The sequence below is a fragment of the Mycobacterium vicinigordonae genome (assembly GCF_013466425.1).
In the GTDB taxonomy this organism is placed as follows: domain Bacteria; phylum Actinomycetota; class Actinomycetes; order Mycobacteriales; family Mycobacteriaceae; genus Mycobacterium; species Mycobacterium vicinigordonae.
This window is the reverse complement of record NZ_CP059165.1, coordinates 2,878,668-2,897,303: the sequence shown is the minus strand read 5'-3', so window position 1 is coordinate 2,897,303 and position 18,636 is coordinate 2,878,668. Positions and strand designations below refer to the sequence as shown.

Genomic DNA, 18,636 nt, shown 5'->3' with positions numbered 1-18,636 from the left:
GCGTCCGGACGAACAAGGGCATCGACGAGAGCAGAGGATGGCGGTGGACGACAAAGCGGGCCTGCCGGTGACAGACCTCCTGGCGCTCAACTGCGACCTGCAGGGATCACGGGCAGTCCGGCTCCTGGCCACCCTCAACCTGGGGCTCTACGCGACGCTGATGGAACGGCACCTCAGCGACATCGCCGTCCCCGAGACCGAACTGGTGGTGCGGCTCGAACGCGATCTCGCCGAGATCGGCGAGGTCCAGTCCGGGCTAGCGCTGATCAAATCCTGGGCCAGCCAGGGCTGGTTGCACCGCGTCGTAGACGGCCGCACCGGCCACGAGCAGAACCTCTGCTATCTCACCCAGGACACCCGCCGCGCGCTGGATTTCCTGCGCGGCATGCGGCGTCAGGACACCATCGCCACCGGGGGCTCGATTACCGGCATAGCCGCCCGGCTCAAGCAGGTCGCGCTGCGGGTGGACGCAGATCCCGCCCGTATCCGCAAGCAGATCGAGGCCGAGATCGACGCCCTGCACCAGCAGCTCGACCAGCTCGACGCCGGCCAACGACCCCCACCCGACGTCACCGACTGTTACGACGAGGCCCGTGCGATCGCTTTGCAGATGGAACGCCTGATCACCGACATCGGCCAGTACGGCAGCATGATCGAGCAGGCGACCGCCGCCCTCGACGAACCGATTGGCAGCAACCTCGAATACCGCGACCGCCAGCGCCAGATGTACTCCGATTACCAGACCGCGTGGGACTCCCAAGGCCGTGACTCGCACCGCGCCTTCCTACGCATGGTCAACGACCCCGACCAACGCGCCGAATTCGAGGCCGACGTCGCCGCCGTTGCCGACGCACTGCCCGCCCTCGACCCGGATCTGCGCAAGATCATGGCCGGCTTCTTCGAACTTGTCGGCCACCAGATCGACGAGGTCGAACGCATTCAGCAGCGTTGCGCACAGCGCGTCAAACGGTTCACCGCATTCGGCACCATGGAACAACGACGCGGCGTGGCCCGCCAGCTCAATCAGGCCATCGGGGCGGCACGCGCGCTCCTCAAGAACTCGCTAACCGATTCCCGCCTTGACATCGACGTCCCGCTGGCCCGCCACAACATCAGTTCCGTCGGCGCGCTCAGCTTCAAGATCGGTGACCTGTCCACACCGAAACCCGCCCAGCCTGCCGACGGAGAGGTCGATCTGAGCAGCTTCGCCGCCCTCACCACGCAGGTCGACGCCCCCGCCATGGCTGACGCCCTTAACGACACTCTGCGCAAGGGCCCGGTCAGCCTTCCGGACGCGGTCGCAATGCTCGACACCGCATACCTCGGTCACGTCATCGTGTTGTGGTCCTGGGCGCTAAAACAACCGCAGGACGGCGTGGTCGGTTCGACCACCGTCCGGTTTCGCTCCCTGGACGGCCCTGACCGTGAAATCGCGCTTCCCCGTTTGACTTTCACAGAACCCATCACCACTCTCGCGGGAGCCCGCACGTGAGCGCTGACTCCGATATCGACTTCTCGTCGCTGCCGCAGGTCGACCAGGCGGCAGCTCCGCCGGTCGGGCGCAGGCCGCGGTTCGAGGGCGACATCTCCGAGCTCCCGGACCGGGCATGTTGGGCGCTGCAGCACCTGCTGACCCGCCGCTACATCAGCGCGGAAGCCGACGCCGACATCTACAGCTGGGTCGTCGAGTATCGCGCCCAGCTGTCGGTCCGGCTGTCCGAACTCGACCTCCAACTGCGCATCATCGACGGCACTGACATCGCGTTCATCGAACAGGCCCGCTACGAATCCGCCCGGGGCATCAAGCTGTTGCGCCGCGAACCACTGGGCACCTACGACTCGATCCTGGCGCTGCATTTGGCCCAGATAATGCGCGCGGCCGGCGGGCAAGCCGTCCTAATCAGCCGCGACGAGATGCACGGCTTGTTCGCTGGAGTGCTCAACGACACCGACCGCGATGCGGTCACGTTCAGCGCCCGGATTGACGGCGCCATCGCCCGATTGGCCGGTCTGGAGATCCTGCGCCGAAGCCGCGACGACGACGACAGTTACACGATCAGCCCCGTCATCACCGCCATCATGACCGCCTCCGTCATCACCGAGTTACAGCAGCAGTTCGAACAGCTGCTCAGGGGCGGCGCGGCCGACCTCGACCGCGGCGAACAACGGGAGGAAGACGGTGACTGAGCAGTTTCACCTGTCCCGGTTGCAGGTCATCAATTGGGGCGTCTTCGACGGTTATCACACCATCCCGTTCAGCAGTGGTGGTGCGCTGATTGCTGGAGCATCGGGAAGCGGGAAATCCTCACTGCTGGACGCGATTTCGCTCGCCTTCCTGCCATTCAACCGCCGCAACTTCAACGCCTCGGGAGACCACACCGCAGCCGGGTCAAGCGCAGGAAGACGAACCGTCGACAAGTACGTGCGCGGCGCCTGGGGGCAACGCAGCGACGGCGGCACCAGCCGGGTGATGTACCTGCGGGGCGACGGAACCGCATGGTCGGCGGTCGCGGTCACCTACACCGGCGACTCTGGCCGCACCGTCACCGGCCTGGTGCTCAAGTGGCTCACCGGCGACTCACGCAACGACTCGTCGAGTCGATTCGTGCTGGGCGACGGTGACCTCGACATCGAGGACATCTGCAACCGCTGGGCAGCCAGCCGCTTCGACGCCGGCGTGTTCAAGCAGGCCTGGCGGTTCTCCACCAAAGTCGAGTCGCAGTATCTAGCGCAGCTGTACGCCACCATCGGCATTCGCGCCTCCGATGCGGCGCAGCAGCTGCTCGGCAAGGCGAAATCGCTCAAAAGCGTCGGTGGACTTGAACAATTTGTCCGCGATTTCATGCTCGACGAACCCGACAGCCTGGCCCGGCTTCCCGAGGCACTCAAGCAGATCGATCCACTGGTGGAGGCCAGGGAGCTACTCGCGGTCGCCCAGCGCAAGCGGCGCATCCTGGGCGACATCGAGCAGGTCCAGCAGCGCTACGCCTCAGAGTCCTCGGATCTGGGGATCATCGACCTTGTCGATGCACCGATGGTGCGCGCCTTCACTGACCACGTCCGGCTCGCGCAGTGCCCGGCGCAGATCGCCACTCTGGACAGCACCATCGATCAGTTGGAGAACGAGTACGAGGATGTCACCCGGTCGCTGAATCTGGCCAAAGCTGAAGCGGATTCGCTCAACGCCCAGATCAGTGGGTCCAGCGCAAACGTCGCCCCACTACAGTCGCAGGTCACCGCCGCTGAAACCGAAGCCGAGCAGGTTACCCGCCGGCGCGCCGCCTACGAAGACCTGCTGACCGCACAAGACGTCGAAATCCCCGAAACCGCCGACGAATTCTGGAACCTCCGCGAGGAGCTGCTGGCCGAGGCCACCGAGATGCTGGCGAAGGTGGAACGGAACCGGGAGGCGTCCACCGACGCCGAATACGCCCAGAAATCCGCTCGCATCGCCCGCGACGAAGCCGCCAAGGAACTGCGCCGTGTGGAACACGTCGTCTCCGCGCTACCGGAGTTCGCGCTGGCGATGCGCGACCAGATTTGCGCCGCAGTGGCAGCCGACCCGAATGACCTGCCCTACATCGCCGAGCTGCTGGACCTGCAGCCCGAGCAAACTCGGTGGCGACTCGCGGTCGAGAAGGTGCTGCGCGGCACCGGACTTCGACTGCTGGTGCCCGACCAGCATTGGGCAGCGGTGCTGCGGTTCGTCAACGAGACCGACCTGCGTGGCCGACTGCAACTGCATCATGTCCGAACGAAGCTGCAAGGCGCCGCGCCGGCCGATCTGGATCCGAAGACGTTAGCGGGCAAGCTATTTACCGTCGACCCCCACCACCCCTGCGCGGCAGAGGCCGTCGACGTAATCGCCGCCGCCGGCGACCACGTCTGCGTGGACACCCCAGACGTTTTCGCCCGCTACCGCCGCGCAGTCACCGATACCGGCCTGTACAAGGACTCCGACCGGCTGGCGATCAAGGACGACCGGCGGCCGATCAAACCGTCCGAATACCTTTACCAGGGCGATGTTTCGGCCAAGATCAATGCGCTGACGCTGGAGCTCGCAGCTGCCGAGGAAGTCTACCGGCAGGCCCGCCACACCGCCGACGCGATCGCCGCCCAACGCCAGCGGTGGCGGGACCGCGCGGTGGCCTGCAAGGCGATCTGTGAGCAGTTCCCGCAGTGGAGCCACATCGACACCGACACCGCCGACGGGCACGCCGAGCGCCTCCGCGAACAATACGAGTTGCTGCTGTCTGATCACCCCGATCTCGACGCCCTCAATGCCCGCGCCGACGAATGTTGGTCGCAGATACAGAAATTGATGACGCGGCGCGGTGCCATCCAGACGCGGCGCGACAGCCTGGATGAGCGGCGCACCCGGCTGCTCGATCTGCAGGATCGGCTGGCGCCGCCGTTCGTCTCCGAACCGCTGACCGAATTGCTGCACCGCTACGCAGCGTCGATTCCGGTCGTATTGGAATTGCTCGACCCCGAGCCGCACCGGGAAGCCTTGTTCGCGGCAATCAAGAAGGACCGTGAACAACTGCGCGAGAGCCGGCGCCGCTCCTACGACGAATTGGCCCGCATCCTCAACACGTTCGACACCTCGTTCCCCGACGCGATTCCGAATGACAGTGAGAACTTCGACGAGCGGGTGTTCGACTACGTCGCGCTGTGCCAGCACATCGACGAGCGCGAACTGCCCGAAGCCTACGAACGGATGCTGCGACTTGTTACCGAGCAGGCACCAGATGCGATCCTGACGCTGCACCGGGTCGCGCAGCAGGAGACGCGGCGCATCAGCGAGCAGATCGACCGGGTAAACACCGGTCTGGGCGCGGTGGAGTTCAACCGCGGCACCCGGTTGACTTTGCGGGCGACGCCGCGACAGCTGCAAGCCGTCGATGAACTCACCGAAATCGTGCGCGCCATATCGCGACGCATCGCCGAGGTCGGACTCGGCGACAAGCAGGCCATCCTCGACCAGTACGCCGACATTCTGCGGCTGCGTAATCGGCTGGCCTCCAACGCACCCGAGGACAGGGCATGGACCCGCGACGCACTGGATGTCCGGAACCGGTTCACATTCGACTGCGCCGAATGGGACGTCAGCACCGACGAACTCATCCGCACGCACAGCAACGCCGGCGACAACTCGGGCGGGGAGCAAGAAAAACTGATGGCGTTCTGCCTGGCCGGCGCGCTGAGCTTCAACCTGGCCAGTCCCGAAAGCACCGACAACAGACCGGTTTTCGCCCAGCTGATGCTCGACGAGGCGTTCTCCAAGTCCGACCCGCAATTCGCTCAGCAGGCATTGCAGGCATTCCGCAAGTTCGGTTTCCAGCTGGTGATCGTCGCGACGGTGCAGAACGCCACCACCATCCAGCCCTACATTGACAGCGTGGTGATGGTGTCCAAGACCGAGGCCACCGGCCGCAACAACCGCCCGGTCGCATCGGTGGCCACCAGAACCATTTCGGAGTTCACGGCGCTGCGCCACGAGATGCGCACCGAGACCAGGCGAGTCCCGGCCGGAGTTTGACGCGAGAACCGAGGTTTGACGCGAGAAAGCGTCAGCGATGCCGCGTCCACATCCGGCTCACCGGATCGCACTCGATCAGGTAACCGTCGTTGGAGGCCGACATCGCGAACACTGGGATGTCCGGCCTATCGCAGGTGCTGCCCGCGGAGTGCACTCCGGTGGTGATCGGCGCCTTGTCCCAGGTGTTGCCTTCGCAGACAACCTGTTCGTTGCTGGTCTGGTCGTAGGCCAGCTTGTCCGCGTCAGTGCACGCGCCACCGAGCACGGGCGGCGTCGGCCGGGACGCCGGCGCGAGGGCCGCGCTGACCGCCTGCGCGGGGTCGCTCAGCGTCAGTTCCGGCGGCACGTCCCCCACGCGGGTGGCCACCACCGGCACCCGAGTCACCGCCCCCTGCGCGCCGCACTCGTTGCTGCCGACGCTCTCGGTTTGCACACCGCGCAACGTCCCGTCGGCCTGTGGTGCCAGAGAAAACGCGACGGTCTCCTGCTGGGTGGCCGGCGCCGGTGCGTTCGGCTCATGACAGGGAACCTGCTGTTGCTCCGGGGCGCCCTGCCAGTAGCCGGCGACGAACCGCAGCGTGTCGCTCGAGCCGCCGTCGGTGGTGTCCGCCACCTGGTGGGTGGCCTGGTCGAGCTGGACGCCGGTTGCCGCACACCCGTTGGGAGTGCAGACGGAATGGAAGGCCCACCAGGTGGTGGTGAGTCCGTTGTGGCGCATCGGCGTGCCGTTGGTGGTGCGCTTGGAGCGATCGAAATCCAGCCGGTAGGTGCCGTCCAGGATTTTGCCGGAGGGCGCCGCCACCGGGGCAACGGGCGCGGGCGCTTGGGCGGCGGGCCGAGCCGCCAACGTGGGATCGATCAGGTCGGGCTGGAAGCTGTACAGCGCCGACCAGGTGGCCGCGATGGCGATCAGCACCGCGCACACCAGCGCGGCCGTCATCCGGATGCGCGGCGAGATTCGGTGGGTACGCTTGGGCGCGTCGTCGCCGCCGGCTGCGCCGTCGGGAGCCGGGTCGCCCACCGCAGTTGACACCGCTGCGGCGAAAGACCGACACCGATCGAACCGGTCCTCCGGTGCTTTGGCCAGCGCCTTGTCGAATATGTCGTCTAGACAAGCCAAGTCGGGCCGGTAGTCGCTGATCCGGGGTGGATCATCGTGCAAGTGCTGGCTGATCACCGCGACCGGGTTGGGATTGCGGAACGGCGGGGTGCCGGTGAGCAGGTGAAAAGCCGTGGCGGCCAATGCATATTGGTCTGCCCGACGGTCGATGTTGGTGCCTGCCAACTGCTCGGGAGCGGCGTACGCGACTGTGCCCACCGCGACGTTGGTCTGGGTGATTCCGCTGATATCGGCGAGGTGGCGGGCAACGCCGAAGTCCGCCAGCAGGATTCGACGCTCATCGCCTTCGGGATGGGTGAGCAAAATGTTGGCGGGTTTGACGTCGCGGTGCAACAGCCCGCGGTCGTGAGCGTAGTCGAGTGCTCCCGCGACGGCAGTGAGGATGGCGCATACGTCTTGGGCTCCAAGGCCATCCGGGTGGGACTCTCGCACCAGTCGGGCGGCATCGGTGCCTTCGACGTAGTCCATCGAAATCCAGAGCTGCCCGTTGAACTCGCCGCGGTCGTGTACACCGACGACATGCGGATGCCACAATGTGGCGGCCAGATCGGCTTCCCTGTTGAACCTTTCGCGGAACTCGCTGTCCGCGGTGATCGCCTCGGCCAGCACCTTGATCACGTCACGACGCGGCAGCCGGGGGTGCAGCGCCAGGTAGACCTCGGCCATCCCGCCGGCGCCCAGCTGCCGCAGAATGGTGTAGCCGGCGAATTGCGCGCCGCGGTCCATCGCCGTCCGCGAAGCGGGTGTGAGGTGCTCGGCGGGAGGCGGGTTCGGTGCCGGGACGGGGGGCGGAACGCGGCGCAGCAGCTTGACGGTGGTGGCCGGCAGCGACTGGACACCCGCGCGTAATGCCTGACGCGAGTTGCCCAGAATTCGCCGTCCGGCGTTGAGGCGCCGCGTGCCCCCAGACCGATCTTCCATGCCGTTTGGTCCCTCCTTCCCCCTTCGAATGATGCCCGAGATAAGGTGCCGCAGGGCCCGATCCGAGCTGTGCAGTTGCTATGAGAGGCGCAATCGCAGACATAGCAACCGCACAGCTGACTCTCATCGAGCAACCCCGCTAGCGCGCCGATACTGGTGTGGTGAACCGACCCGTCCCGCCAGCCCTGACCATCCGATATGACGGCTCCCAACGCTCTTTCGCCCCGGGCTACGAGATTGTCGTCGGCCGCGACTTACACGCCGACCTGCGCATCCCCGATCCGCGGATTTCCCGGGCACATCTGATCCTGCGCTTCGAGCAGGGGCGTTGGCTGGCGATCGACAATGGCTCGCTGAACGGAACCTACGTCAACGGCTACCGGATGCCGGTAGTGGACGTGCACGACGGCCAGAGCATCAATATCGGCAATCCAGCCGGGCCACGCCTGACGTTCGAGCTCGGGGCGCAACGCACCCACCCCGTGCGCCCGCGCAATGGCTTCGCCAGCGCCGGCCCGGTGCACGACAGCGGGCCACCCACGCTGTCCTGGTCGGTCACCCCGCCGCCCCCGCCAGCCGCGCCGGCGCCGCGACCGCCGCAACCGGCCCCACCCCCCGCCCGCCGTAACGGGCGTCCCACACCACCGCGGCCACGCGCCGCCCCGCCGCCCCAGGAACAGATCACCACCGTGAACCTGGACCGGCCGGCCGCCGAGGTCACCCGCATCGACGCCAAGTCGGCGGACATGTCCGGCCTGGCCACCCGGATGGTGAAAATCCTGGCCCCGCGATCGCAGCGGGGTTCGGAACCGGCGAGATCCACTGGTGTCATCTCCATCGGCCGCGCCAACGACAACGACATCGTCGTCTCCGACGTGCTGGCAAGTCGCCAGCACGCCACCCTGCGGCTTACCCCGCTGGGCACCGAGGTCCAAGACCGCAGCGTCAACGGGACGTTCGTCAACGGCACCCGGGTAGGGTCGGCGATCCTCGCCGAGGGCGACGTGGTCACCATCGGCAACGTCGACCTGGTGTTCAGCGACGGCACGCTGGTCCCCCGCAGCGAAACCGCCACTCGTACCGGCGGGCTGGAGGTGCGCAACGTCGACTACACCGTGGACAACGGCAAGCAATTGCTGGACGGCATCTCACTGGTCGCGCGGCCGGGCACGCTGACCGCCGTAATCGGCGGGTCCGGGGCCGGAAAGAGCACCTTGGCCAGGCTCATCGCGGGCTACGCCCGCCCGACGTCCGGCTCGGTGACGTTCGAGGGCCACGACATCCACGGCGAGTATGCGTCGCTGCGCAGCAGAATCGGGATGGTCCCGCAGGACGACGTGGTGCACCGTCAGCTCACCGTCAATCAGGCCCTGGGCTACGCTGCCGAACTCCGGCTGCCGCCCGACACCAGCAAATCCGACCGTGCCCGCGTGGTGAACCAGGTACTCAAAGAGCTCGATCTCACCAAGCACGCTGACACCCGGGTGGACAAGCTCTCCGGCGGCCAGCGCAAACGGGCCTCCGTGGCCCTCGAGCTGCTCACCGGACCGTCGCTGCTGATCCTGGATGAGCCGACCTCCGGTCTGGACCCCGCCCTGGACCACCAGGTGATGACCATGCTGCGGGCGCTCGCCGACGCCGGCCGGGTGGTGATCGTGGTGACGCACATGCTGTCTTACCTGGACATCTGCGACCAGTTGCTGCTGGTGGCGCCAGGCGGTAAGACCGCGTACTGCGGTCCACCCGACCAGATCGGCTCGGCGATGGGCACCACCAACTGGGCCAAGATCTTTACGCAGGTGGGCGCCGATCCAGACGAGGCCAACCGCCGCTTCCTGGCACAGAGTCAGGCGGTCAAGCGTCCTGCCGAGGATGCCGAGCCCGCCGAGTTGGGCAAGCCGGTGCACACGAGTTTGCGGCGGCAGATCTCGACGATCGCGCGGCGCCAGGTGCGCCTGGTGGTCTCCGACCGCGCCTACTTCGTGTTTCTTGCCCTGCTGCCGTTCGTGTTGGGCACGTTGTCCCTGACCGTGCCTGGCTCCAACGGATTTCGCACGGTCGCCGAGCATGCCGGGACACCCGACGAGTCGGCGCAGATCCTCAACCTGCTGCTGCTGGCGGCGGCTTTCATGGGCACCGCGCTGACCATCCGCGACCTGGTTGGCGAGCGGGCAATTTTCCAGCGCGAGCAGGCGGTGGGTTTGTCGACGACGGCTTATCTGCTGGCTAAAACCGCGGTGTTCTGCGTGTTCGCGGTGCTGCAGGCGGCGGTCGCCACCACCATCGTCATCGTGGGTAAGGGCGGACCGACCCGCGGCGGGCTGGTGCTGGGACACGGGAACGTGGCGGCCACCTTCGAGTTATTCCTCACAGTTGCGGCGACCTGCGTGGCATCGGCGATTCTGGGTCTTGCGATCTCGGCGCTGGTGCGCTCCAACGAGCAGATCATGCCCTTGTTCGTGGTGTCGATCATGGCGCAGCTGGTGCTGTGCGGCGGCATGGTCCCGGTGACCAACCGGATAGTGCTGGAGCAGGTCTCCACGGTGGTGCCAGCACGCTGGGGGTACGCGGCTGCCGCCGCCACGGTGGACGTGCGGAATCTTGTCCCGGGTTCGCTGATCCCCAAGGACCGGTTCTGGCAGCACACATCGAAGATCTGGCTGCTCGATATGGGCATGCTCGTCGCGTTGTCCGTGTTCTACGCCTGCTTTGTGCGATGGAAGATCCGGCTGCGCCGGTAGGCTGACCGCATCCATCCTCCCAAGCATGAGACATTCGACCTGACCGCCCGCACCAACACCGACCCGAAGGGCATGGTGCGGGCTGTGGACGAGTACGCGGTGCATCCGTGGGGGCTGTATCTGGCCCGGCCCACTCCCGGCCGCGCTCAGTTCCACTACCTCGAGTCCTGGCTATTGCCGTCGATGGGCTTGCGCGCCACGGTGTTTCACTTCAACCCCGGCCACGAACGCGACCACGACTACTACCTCGATGTCGGCGAGTACACGCCAGGCGACACGGTGTGGCGTTCGGAGGACCACTACCTCGACATCGAAGTGCGCACCGGTCGCAGCGCGGAACTGGCCGACGTGGACGAACTGCTCGAAGCCCTACGCCAAGGTCTGTTGACTCCCGACGTGGCCGAGCGGGCGGTGCGCCGGGCCGTGGCGGCCATTGACGGGCTGGCCGGTCACGGGTACGACCTGATGGCGTGGCTGGTGGCCGATGGCATCCAGCTCAGCTGGCTCGGCACTTAGCTCAGGTGCCGCCGGGCTAGCTTGCGCCAGCGCCGCTGCCGGTAGCGGTAGATCCCGTTGGCCACCGCAACGACGACATCGGTGAGGACGCCGGCATCGATATCGACGGTGTCGCTGTAGCGGCATGAATTGGCGCCGAGGGGTTCGACATGCAGGGTGTGGTTCCAGGTTTTGAGGACGCCGCCATGTTCGTGGGTCCGAATCGTTCCGGTCGCCGCGTCGACCTCGACGATTTCGATGGTGTGCCGGTAGGCGGGGACGACGTGAAACGCCATCAGCCATCCAGTGCCCTTTTCCCCCAGCCGCAACTCCTCGGTGCGGCCCGCCAGCGCCGGGAATCCGAACAGCCCCTTGCAGACGTAGAGAAAGGTGGCCGGGGAGAGCATCGCCGGCCACACCCGCTCGGCGCAGCTGGGCAGGATAGTTTCAATGTGGACGGTACGCATTTCGGACTCCTCAAGCATGGTTAGGTAACCCTAATTTTCCTGGTAGGACCGTCCAATGACTACTCGCTTTTGACCCGCCAGCACCGGGAGGCCCAGGATCACCCCGACTGACCGGTTTCGGCAGCGCAAGCAGCCTCAACAGATGCGGGCCACCCAGACCCGGCAACGCATCCTTGAGGCCTCGGCTCAGATTTTCGCCGAATACGGGTACGCCGCCGGCACCACCAACCGCATCGCCGAGCGGGCAGGAGTTTCGATCGGTTCGTTGTACCAGTACTTCCCCAACAAGGACGCGGTGCTGCGCGCTCTGATGGACGAGCATGTGGAGGCCGGGGCCGCGCTGCTGGCAGAGCGGTTGTCCGGGGGGCTGCCCGCGGGACTGGAAGAGACGGTGCGGCTGTTCGTGCGCGCGACCATCGACAACCACCGGCACAATCCGCGCCTGCACCGCGTGCTGTTCGAGGAGGCTCCGCGGGCGCCAGAGTTTCTCGACCGGTTGCGCGAGCTGGAGCGGTTCAGCGTGGCTGCGGCCGCCCAGCTGCTGGCGCGATTCCCCGGAATACGGCCCGGCAAACTCACCGCCCAAATCGTGGTGGCCACCATCGAGTCACTGGTCCATAGGCTGGTCGCTTCCGGGGAAGATGTCGACTTCGATGACGCCGAGGACGAGATCGTCCTGATGCTGACCGGATATCTCGCTGCCCCGCAGCCGGGTGATCAGACTGCGAGCGGGCGTTCGAAGAACGGATTAACCCCCGACCAGCACCGCATCGAGCACTAGCGCGGCGACCCTGACGGCTGCTAGCGGGTGGACAGATTCAGCAGCGCATCCAGGTCGGCGATCGTGCGAAGCGTGTCGTTGAGATGCGTGCAGGTACTGGTTCCGACGAATTCGCCCCGGACGCGGTCCCGCAGCTCGGTCAGGGTCATGCCCGCGATACGCGCCGCGCTTCCGATGGCACCCGGGCATTCCTGCCACGGCAGCACCCGCACATCGGCGTGCGCGGATGTGACGGTGCGGGTCCTCTCGTCGACCCTGCCGGTCACCGTGTACTCGTGCAAGATCGTCTCCACCAGGTCGTCGTCCAGGTGGGAATCGCGAAAGTGCGCATCGAATTCCACCAACCCGTCGTCCACCGGCCATGCGTCGAGCCGGCGGAATCGTCGCATTCCCCGCTGTCGCAGCGGCGCGACGGCGTGCAGTCCGTCCAGCGGCGGAGCCAGCGGGCCGCGGCCGGTCGGGATGACATCGTGTCGGCGGGCATAGTCGACCAGGGACGCCTCCGGCGCGAAACCCGCACAGATCCCGGCCATCCGATCAGCCACACCTGGCGGCATCGTCTGCTCGACACCCAGGACGATCGCCGCGTGCGCAAGGGCATAGCCCGACACCAGCGCCGCACCAACCCAGTCGTCGAGCAGCAGGTGAATCAGGCTGGATTTGCACACTTCGTCGCGAAGCAACTCGGTCAGTTTGGCCCGGAAACCCCGGCTGACCCGGTGACCGCGCAGCATGTCCAGCCGATCGTCCGGCGGTGTTGACTCGATCTCGTCGACGACGAAATCCACCAGCCGCGCACCAATCCGGACTTCCCCGAGCACCGCGATCCCATCCTCGGTGCCTACCGCATCGCGCCCCCGCAGGTCGGCAATGGATTCACCCGGCACACCCGGATGGGTGTCGATGGTGCTGGTGCGGCGCAGCCGACCGGGGTCAAGGGACGGCGCCAAATCCGTGACGGGCCGTCGTGGTCCAAGGATGTCGGTGACGAACGGCATGAAAAAAAGGTACTCGGCCCCTCAGGGCTTCCAGCCGGTGGTGTCGGCCCACTCCCACGCGCGGCGGTAGGCATCGAGGAACCAGGGCTCCTTGGCGGTGACGTAGCGGATGATGTCACCGCCGCCACTCGCGTCGGCTGCCCGCTTGACTTCCAGGTAGTCCTTGCGGGCGCCGGGGTTGGCCTTGAGCCAGTCCACGAACAACAGCGCGAACTGCTGATTGGGCCGCCCGTCTATCCGGATGTGCACGTTGGTCCGGCGTCCGGGATCGGCGGAGGCGTGAATACGTTTGTGCCACAATGCTGGGTCGTCACTATGGTCGAAGCTGGCGACGGTGCTGCGGGCATCGGACTTGGCGGAGTCTTGGGTGATGTGCTCGAGGCGAGGGTAGCCCGCAGCCAGCAACGGTTCAACGAGTTCGTCGGCCACGTCCAGCGATCCGACCGTCACCTGAATGTCGATGACGTCTTTGGCGTCAAGGTCGGGCACTGCCGTTGAGCCGATGTGGTCGACGCGAACCGCCCGGTGCCCACACGTGGTCTTGAGCCGGTTGACGATGCGCCGGGCCTGGTCCGGCCAGGTCGGGTCGGCAGGGACCAGCCGTGCCTGCGCCCACGCAGGCTGGCGCTCCGTGAGATTATGCGCAAACGGCAGGATCCGGTTGTGCCATACGTCTTTCGCCCGCTCGACTAACTCCCCTTGACTTCCCGAGTTGTCCAGCCAGATGTCAGCGACGGCGCGGCGCTGCTCGTCGGTTGCCTGCGCGGCGATACGAGCCCGGGCGTCGTCTTCGGTCATACCCCGCTGCTCGACCAGCCGTCGCACGCGCAGTTCGACGTCCGCGTGCACAATGACCACCAGCGGGAACAGTGGCGCCATCCCCGATTCCACCAGCAGCGGAATGTCCTCCACCACAACGGAATCCTGCGATACCGCAGCGATGATCGCGGCGCGGCGCTTGGCGACCAAGGGGTGCACAATGCCGTTGAGCTTCTTGCGCTCATCGTCATCGGCAAAAGCCTTGGCCGCCAACGCCGGTCGATCCAGCGCACCGTCAGGCAGCAGAATTTCCTCGCCGAAAGCGTCGACCAGTGCCGCTAGCCCCTCGGTGCCCCGCTCGACGACCTCGCGCGCGATGACATCACCGTCGACGATGATGCCGCCGCACTCCGAGAACGTCTTGGACAGCGCCGACTTGCCGGCGCCGATTCCGCCGGTCAGCCCGATGCGCAGCATCCGTGCGTATTACGCGTTGCCGGCGAGCTTTTCGCGCAGAGCAGCCAGCTGCGCGTCGCTGGCCAGCGACCCGCCCGCGGACTTCTCCGAAGAGCTGCTGCTCGACGAGCTGCTGCCACCGCTGCTGTGTTCGGCGGCCTCAGCGGCAGCGAACTTCTCCATCTGCGCGGTGTGCATCTTGTGCCGACGCTCGGCCTCGGCGTAGCGGGCCTCCCACTCGTTGCGCTGCGCGTCGAAACCTTCGATCCACTCGTTGGTTTCGGCATCGAAGCCTTCGGGGAAGATGTAGTTGCCCTGCTCGTCGTAGCTGTCCGCCATGCCGTACTTGGCGGGGTCGAACTCATCGGTGTAGTCCTCGTTGGCCTGCTTGAGCGACAACGAAATTCGGCGCCGTTCCAGGTCGATGTCGATGACCTTGACCATCGCGTCGTCGCCGACGGCGACCACTTGGTCGGGGACCTCGACGTGGCGCTCGGCCAGCTCGGAGATGTGCACCAGGCCCTCGATGCCCTCCTCGACGCGCACGAACGCACCGAACGGCACCAGCTTGGTGACCTTGCCCGGCACGATCTGGCCGATGGCGTGGGTGCGGGCGAAGTGGCGCCACGGGTCTTCCTGAGTCGCCTTCAGCGACAACGAAACCCGCTCGCGGTCCATGTCGACGTCGAGAACCTCGACGGTGACCTCATCGCCCACCGTCACCACCTCGGACGGGTGGTCGATGTGCTTCCAGGACAGCTCCGAGACGTGTACCAGGCCGTCCACCCCACCGAGGTCGACGAAAGCGCCGAAGTTGACGATGGAAGAGACCACACCCTTGCGGATGGTGCCCTTCTGCAGCTGGTTGAGGAATTCGCTACGTACCTCGGACTGGGTCTGCTCCAGCCAGGCGCGGCGGGACAGCACCACGTTGTTGCGGTTCTTGTCCAGCTCGATGATCTTGGCTTCGATCTCCTTGCCGATGTACGGCTGCAGGTCACGCACCCGGCGCATCTCGACAAGCGAGGCGGGCAGGAAGCCACGCAGCCCGATGTCGAGGATCAGGCCGCCCTTGACGACCTCAATGACGGTGCCCTTGACGGCCTCGTCCTTCTCCTTGAGCTCCTCGATGGTGCCCCAGGCGCGCTCGTACTGGGCGCGCTTCTTGGACAGGATCAGCCGGCCCTCTTTGTCCTCTTTGGTGAGAACCAGGGCCTCGACCTCGTCACCGACGGAAACGACCTCATTGGGATCGACGTCGTGTTTGATGGAGAGCTCGCGGGCGGGGATTACCCCTTCGGTCTTGTAGCCGATGTCGAGGAGCACCTCGTCCCGGTCCACTTTGACGATGGTTCCCTCCACGATGTCGCCATCGTTGAAGTACTTGATCGTTTTGTCTATTGCGGCAAGAAAATCCTCGCTGGTGCCAATGTCGTTGATGGCTACTTGCGGCGAGGTGACGGTGGGACTCGGCATATTGTTGGGTTGCTCCGGACAGGATTGATCGCAGGGACAATTTGGGTTTACCCGTCGAGGCTACTCGACCGCCTACATGCTGGCCAAACCCGGTCCCACTGTGCGTAGGTGACTGCTGCGGCCCGGAACAGCTCAGTGCGCCGCCGAATCCCAGCTGTGGCCGTAGCCGACCGACACCTCCAACGGCACGTCCAGCGGGTACGCGCCGCCCATCTTGTCGCGTACCAGTGCTTCCACTTGCTCGCGCTCGCCCGGGGCGATCTCCAGCAACAACTCGTCGTGCACCTGCAGCAACATGCGCGACGCCAGCTTGGCGTCCTTGATCGCCTTGTCGACCTCAATCATCGCCACCTTGATGATGTCCGCGGCGCTGCCCTGGATGGGCGCGTTGAGTGCGGCGCGTTCGGCGGCCTCGCGGACCTGGCGGTTGCTGCTGTCCAGTTCTGGCAGGTAGCGCCGCCGGCCCAGCACGGTCGAGGTGTAGCCGTCCTTGCGGGCCTGTTCCACCACGGCCATCAGGTAGTCGCGTACCCCGCCAAACCGGGCGAAGTACTGGTCCATCTGTTCCTTGGCCTCTTCGGTGGAGATCTTGAGCTGGGCCGATAAGCCGTAGGCGCTCAGTCCGTAGGCCAGACCGTACGACATCGCCTTGACCCGGCGCCGCAGTTCGGCAGTGACCTCGTCGATCGGCACACCGAACGCCCGTGCAGCCACGAACGAGTGCAAGTCCTCGCCGGTGTTGAAGGCTTCGATCAGCCCCTCATCGCGGGATAGGTGGGCCATGATTCGCATCTCGATCTGGCTGTAGTCGGCTGTCATCAGCTCGTGGTAGCCGCGTCCCACCACGAACGCATTACGGATCTGGCGGCCGGCGTCGGTGCGGATCGGGATGTTCTGCAGGTTGGGTTCGGTGGATGAGAGCCGTCCAGTGGCGGCGACGGTCTGGTTGAACGTGGTGTGGATGCGGCCGTCACTAGCCACCGAGTTCAGCAGCCCGTCGACGGTGACCTTGAGCCGGGTGACGTCGCGGTGGGTGAGCAGATGCTGCAGGAACGGGTGGCCTGTCTTGTCGAACAGCGACTGCAGGGCGTCCGCATCCGTGGTGTAGCCGGTCTTGGTGCGTTTGGTCTTGGGCATGCCCAGCTCGTCGAACAGCACCACTTGCAGCTGCTTGGGCGAGCCCAGGTTGATCTGCTTGCCGATCACTGCAAAGGCGGCTTCAGCGGCGTCGCGGATCTGGTCGGCGAACTGGTTCTGCAGGTCGGTTAGCAGGCCGAGGTCGACGGCGATGCCGGCAGCTTCCAAGTCGGCCAGCACCTGCTGCACCGGGAGCTCCATCTCCCCTAGCAGCGCCGTGGAGTCGATGCGGTCCAGTTCGGCGTCCAGGGCGTTGGCCAGGTCGATGACGGCGCGGGCCCGCAAGATTGCGGTTTGGACGGCCTGCTCGTCGGTGCCATCGTCGTCATCGAGCAACGAAAGTTGTTGTTGCTCAGCAGTTTCCGCCCGTAACTCGCGGCGCAGATAGCGCAGCGAGAGATCGTCGAGGGTGAAGCTGCGCTGCCCCGGCCGCACCAGGTAGGCAGCCAGCGCGGTATCGGAGGTGACGCCGGCCAGCGTCCAGCCACGGCCGGCAAGGTCGTGGATGGCCAACTTCGCCTCGTGCAGCGCCTTGGGCTTGTCGGTGTCGGCCAGCCACTCTGCCAGTGCGGCGTCATCCTCGGGTGTCAGCGTGGCCGTGTCCAGGTAGGCGCCGTCACCGTCGGCGGCAGCAATGGCCAGCGCCGTCGCGTCACCGCCGTGCGGCAGGTGGGTGCCGACCACCGTCAGGCCAGCGCGGCGCCCGTCGCCGACATGCGCGTCCAGCCACTGCCGCACGGATCCGGGCTCGAGGGCACCGCCGCGCACATCGAACCCTTCGTCGACCTCGGGCTCGACGGCAGCGAGCGTGTCGAACAGGCGGTCCCGCAAGACGCGGAACTCGAGGTCGTCGAAGAGCCGGTGGATGTGGTCGCGGTCCCACGGTTGCAACCGCAGCGTGTCGGGCGTCTGCGCCAGCGGCACGTCCTTCACGAGTTCGGTCAGGTCCCTGTTGAGGACAACGTTGGCCACGTGCGCCCGTAAAGCGTCGCCGACTTTGCCGCGCACCGAGTCGACGTTGTCGACCAGCGACTGCAGTGAGCCGTATTCGATGATCCACTTCGAGGCGGTCTTCTCCCCCACTCCCGGAATGCCGGGCAGGTTGTCGCTGGGGTCGCCGCGCAGTGCGGCGAAGTCCGGGTACTGCTTCGGGGTGAGTCCGTATTTCTCGACGACGGCGTCGGGGGTGAAGCGGGTGAGTTCGCTGACGCCCTTGCGTGGGTAGAGCACGGTGACGTCGTCGCTGACCAATTGCAGGGAGTCGCGGTCGCCGGTGACCACCAGCACCCGGTAGCCCTCGCCCTCGGCCTGGGTGGCCAGCGTGGCGATGATGTCGTCGGCCTCGAACCCCGGTTCGGCCAGCACGGTGATGCCCAGTGCGTTGAGCACCTCCTTGGTGATGTCGATCTGGCCGTGAAACTCGTCGGGCGTCGAGGACCGGTTGGCCTTGTATTCGGGGTAGCGCTCGGAGCGGAATGTCTGGCGTGAGACGTCGAAGGCCGCGGCGATATGAGTTGGAGTCTCATCGCGCAGCAGGTTGATCAACATGGCGGTGAAGCCGTAGACCGCGTTGGTGGTCAGCCCGCCGCGCGTCTTGAAGTTCTCCGCAGGCAGAGCGTAAAAGGCCCGGAACGCCAGCGAATTGCCGTCCAGGAGCATCAGGGTCGGCTTGGTTTGATCCTGGGAGGTGGCAGTCACGAGATTCACTCTAGGCATCGGGTCCGACGCGCCCTGGTGTACCCA

12 protein-coding genes are annotated in these 18,636 nt (G+C 66.0%); 6 read left to right on the top strand and 6 right to left on the bottom strand.

The window, feature by feature from the left end:
• The first annotated feature begins 37 nt into the window (after positions 1 to 37).
• From H0P51_RS13195 to H0P51_RS13185, 3 genes are read left to right on the top strand one after another with little or no spacing between them, the layout of a single operon-like run.
• A complete protein-coding gene (locus H0P51_RS13195) occupies positions 38 to 1,492 on the top strand; it encodes a DUF3375 domain-containing protein (protein WP_180918475.1) in 1,455 nt (484 codons plus the stop codon).
• Complete coding sequence (locus H0P51_RS13190; RefSeq protein WP_180918474.1) at positions 1,489 to 2,187, top strand: DUF4194 domain-containing protein; 699 nt, start codon at positions 1,489 to 1,491, stop codon at positions 2,185 to 2,187. Before H0P51_RS13195 ends, H0P51_RS13190 begins: the two co-directional genes overlap by 4 nt.
• A complete protein-coding gene (locus H0P51_RS13185; protein WP_180918473.1) occupies positions 2,180 to 5,542 on the top strand; it encodes an ATP-binding protein in 3,363 nt (1,120 codons plus the stop codon). Before H0P51_RS13190 ends, H0P51_RS13185 begins: the two co-directional genes overlap by 8 nt.
• 31 nt (positions 5,543 to 5,573) lie before the next feature.
• On the opposite strand, the gene H0P51_RS13180 is transcribed toward H0P51_RS13185, so the two are convergent.
• Complete coding sequence (locus H0P51_RS13180) at positions 5,574 to 7,583, bottom strand: serine/threonine-protein kinase (RefSeq protein WP_180918472.1); 2,010 nt, start codon at positions 7,581 to 7,583, stop codon at positions 5,574 to 5,576.
• A 161-nt stretch (positions 7,584 to 7,744) separates the two neighbouring features.
• On the opposite strand from H0P51_RS13180, the gene H0P51_RS13175 reads away from it, so the two are divergent.
• Both H0P51_RS13175 and H0P51_RS13170 read left to right on the top strand, forming a co-directional pair.
• Positions 7,745 to 10,324: an FHA domain-containing protein gene (locus H0P51_RS13175; protein WP_246398611.1), complete on the top strand. Its 2,580-nt coding sequence runs from the start codon at positions 7,745 to 7,747 to the stop codon at positions 10,322 to 10,324.
• Between the two features lie 75 nt (positions 10,325 to 10,399).
• Positions 10,400 to 10,840 carry a ribonuclease FAU-1 family protein gene (locus H0P51_RS13170; protein WP_180918941.1) on the top strand — a complete coding sequence of 147 codons (441 nt, stop codon included), beginning with the start codon at positions 10,400 to 10,402 and terminating at the stop codon, positions 10,838 to 10,840.
• Here H0P51_RS13170 and H0P51_RS13165 read toward each other — a convergent pair.
• On the bottom strand, positions 10,837 to 11,286 hold the full coding sequence (locus H0P51_RS13165) for a hypothetical protein (RefSeq protein ID WP_180918470.1): 450 nt from the start codon (positions 11,284 to 11,286) through the stop codon (positions 10,837 to 10,839). The genes H0P51_RS13170 and H0P51_RS13165 overlap by 4 nt on opposite strands.
• A gap of 142 nt (positions 11,287 to 11,428) precedes the next feature.
• On the opposite strand from H0P51_RS13165, the gene H0P51_RS13160 reads away from it, so the two are divergent.
• Positions 11,429 to 12,067 (top strand): TetR/AcrR family transcriptional regulator, encoded by a 639-nt coding sequence (locus tag H0P51_RS13160; protein ID WP_180918469.1) that lies wholly within the window; start codon positions 11,429 to 11,431, stop codon positions 12,065 to 12,067.
• Between the two features lie 20 nt (positions 12,068 to 12,087).
• Here the strand turns inward: H0P51_RS13160 and H0P51_RS13155 are convergent, their stop codons facing one another.
• From H0P51_RS13155 to polA, 4 genes are all read right to left on the bottom strand, one after another.
• Positions 12,088 to 13,065, bottom strand: a complete 978-nt coding sequence (locus H0P51_RS13155) for a DUF2889 domain-containing protein (protein WP_180918468.1) — start codon at positions 13,063 to 13,065, stop codon at positions 12,088 to 12,090.
• A gap of 21 nt (positions 13,066 to 13,086) precedes the next feature.
• The gene (coaE, locus tag H0P51_RS13150; protein ID WP_180918467.1) at positions 13,087 to 14,301 is read right to left on the bottom strand and encodes a dephospho-CoA kinase; all 1,215 of its coding nucleotides are present in this window, start codon (positions 14,299 to 14,301) and stop codon (positions 13,087 to 13,089) included.
• Between the two features lie 9 nt (positions 14,302 to 14,310).
• Positions 14,311 to 15,756: a 30S ribosomal protein S1 gene (gene rpsA / locus H0P51_RS13145; protein WP_180918466.1), complete on the bottom strand. Its 1,446-nt coding sequence runs from the start codon at positions 15,754 to 15,756 to the stop codon at positions 14,311 to 14,313.
• Positions 15,757 to 15,888: 132 nt separating this feature from the next.
• Positions 15,889 to 18,609: a DNA polymerase I gene (polA, locus tag H0P51_RS13140; protein WP_180918465.1), complete on the bottom strand. Its 2,721-nt coding sequence runs from the start codon at positions 18,607 to 18,609 to the stop codon at positions 15,889 to 15,891.
• Positions 18,610 to 18,636 lie beyond the last annotated feature (27 nt).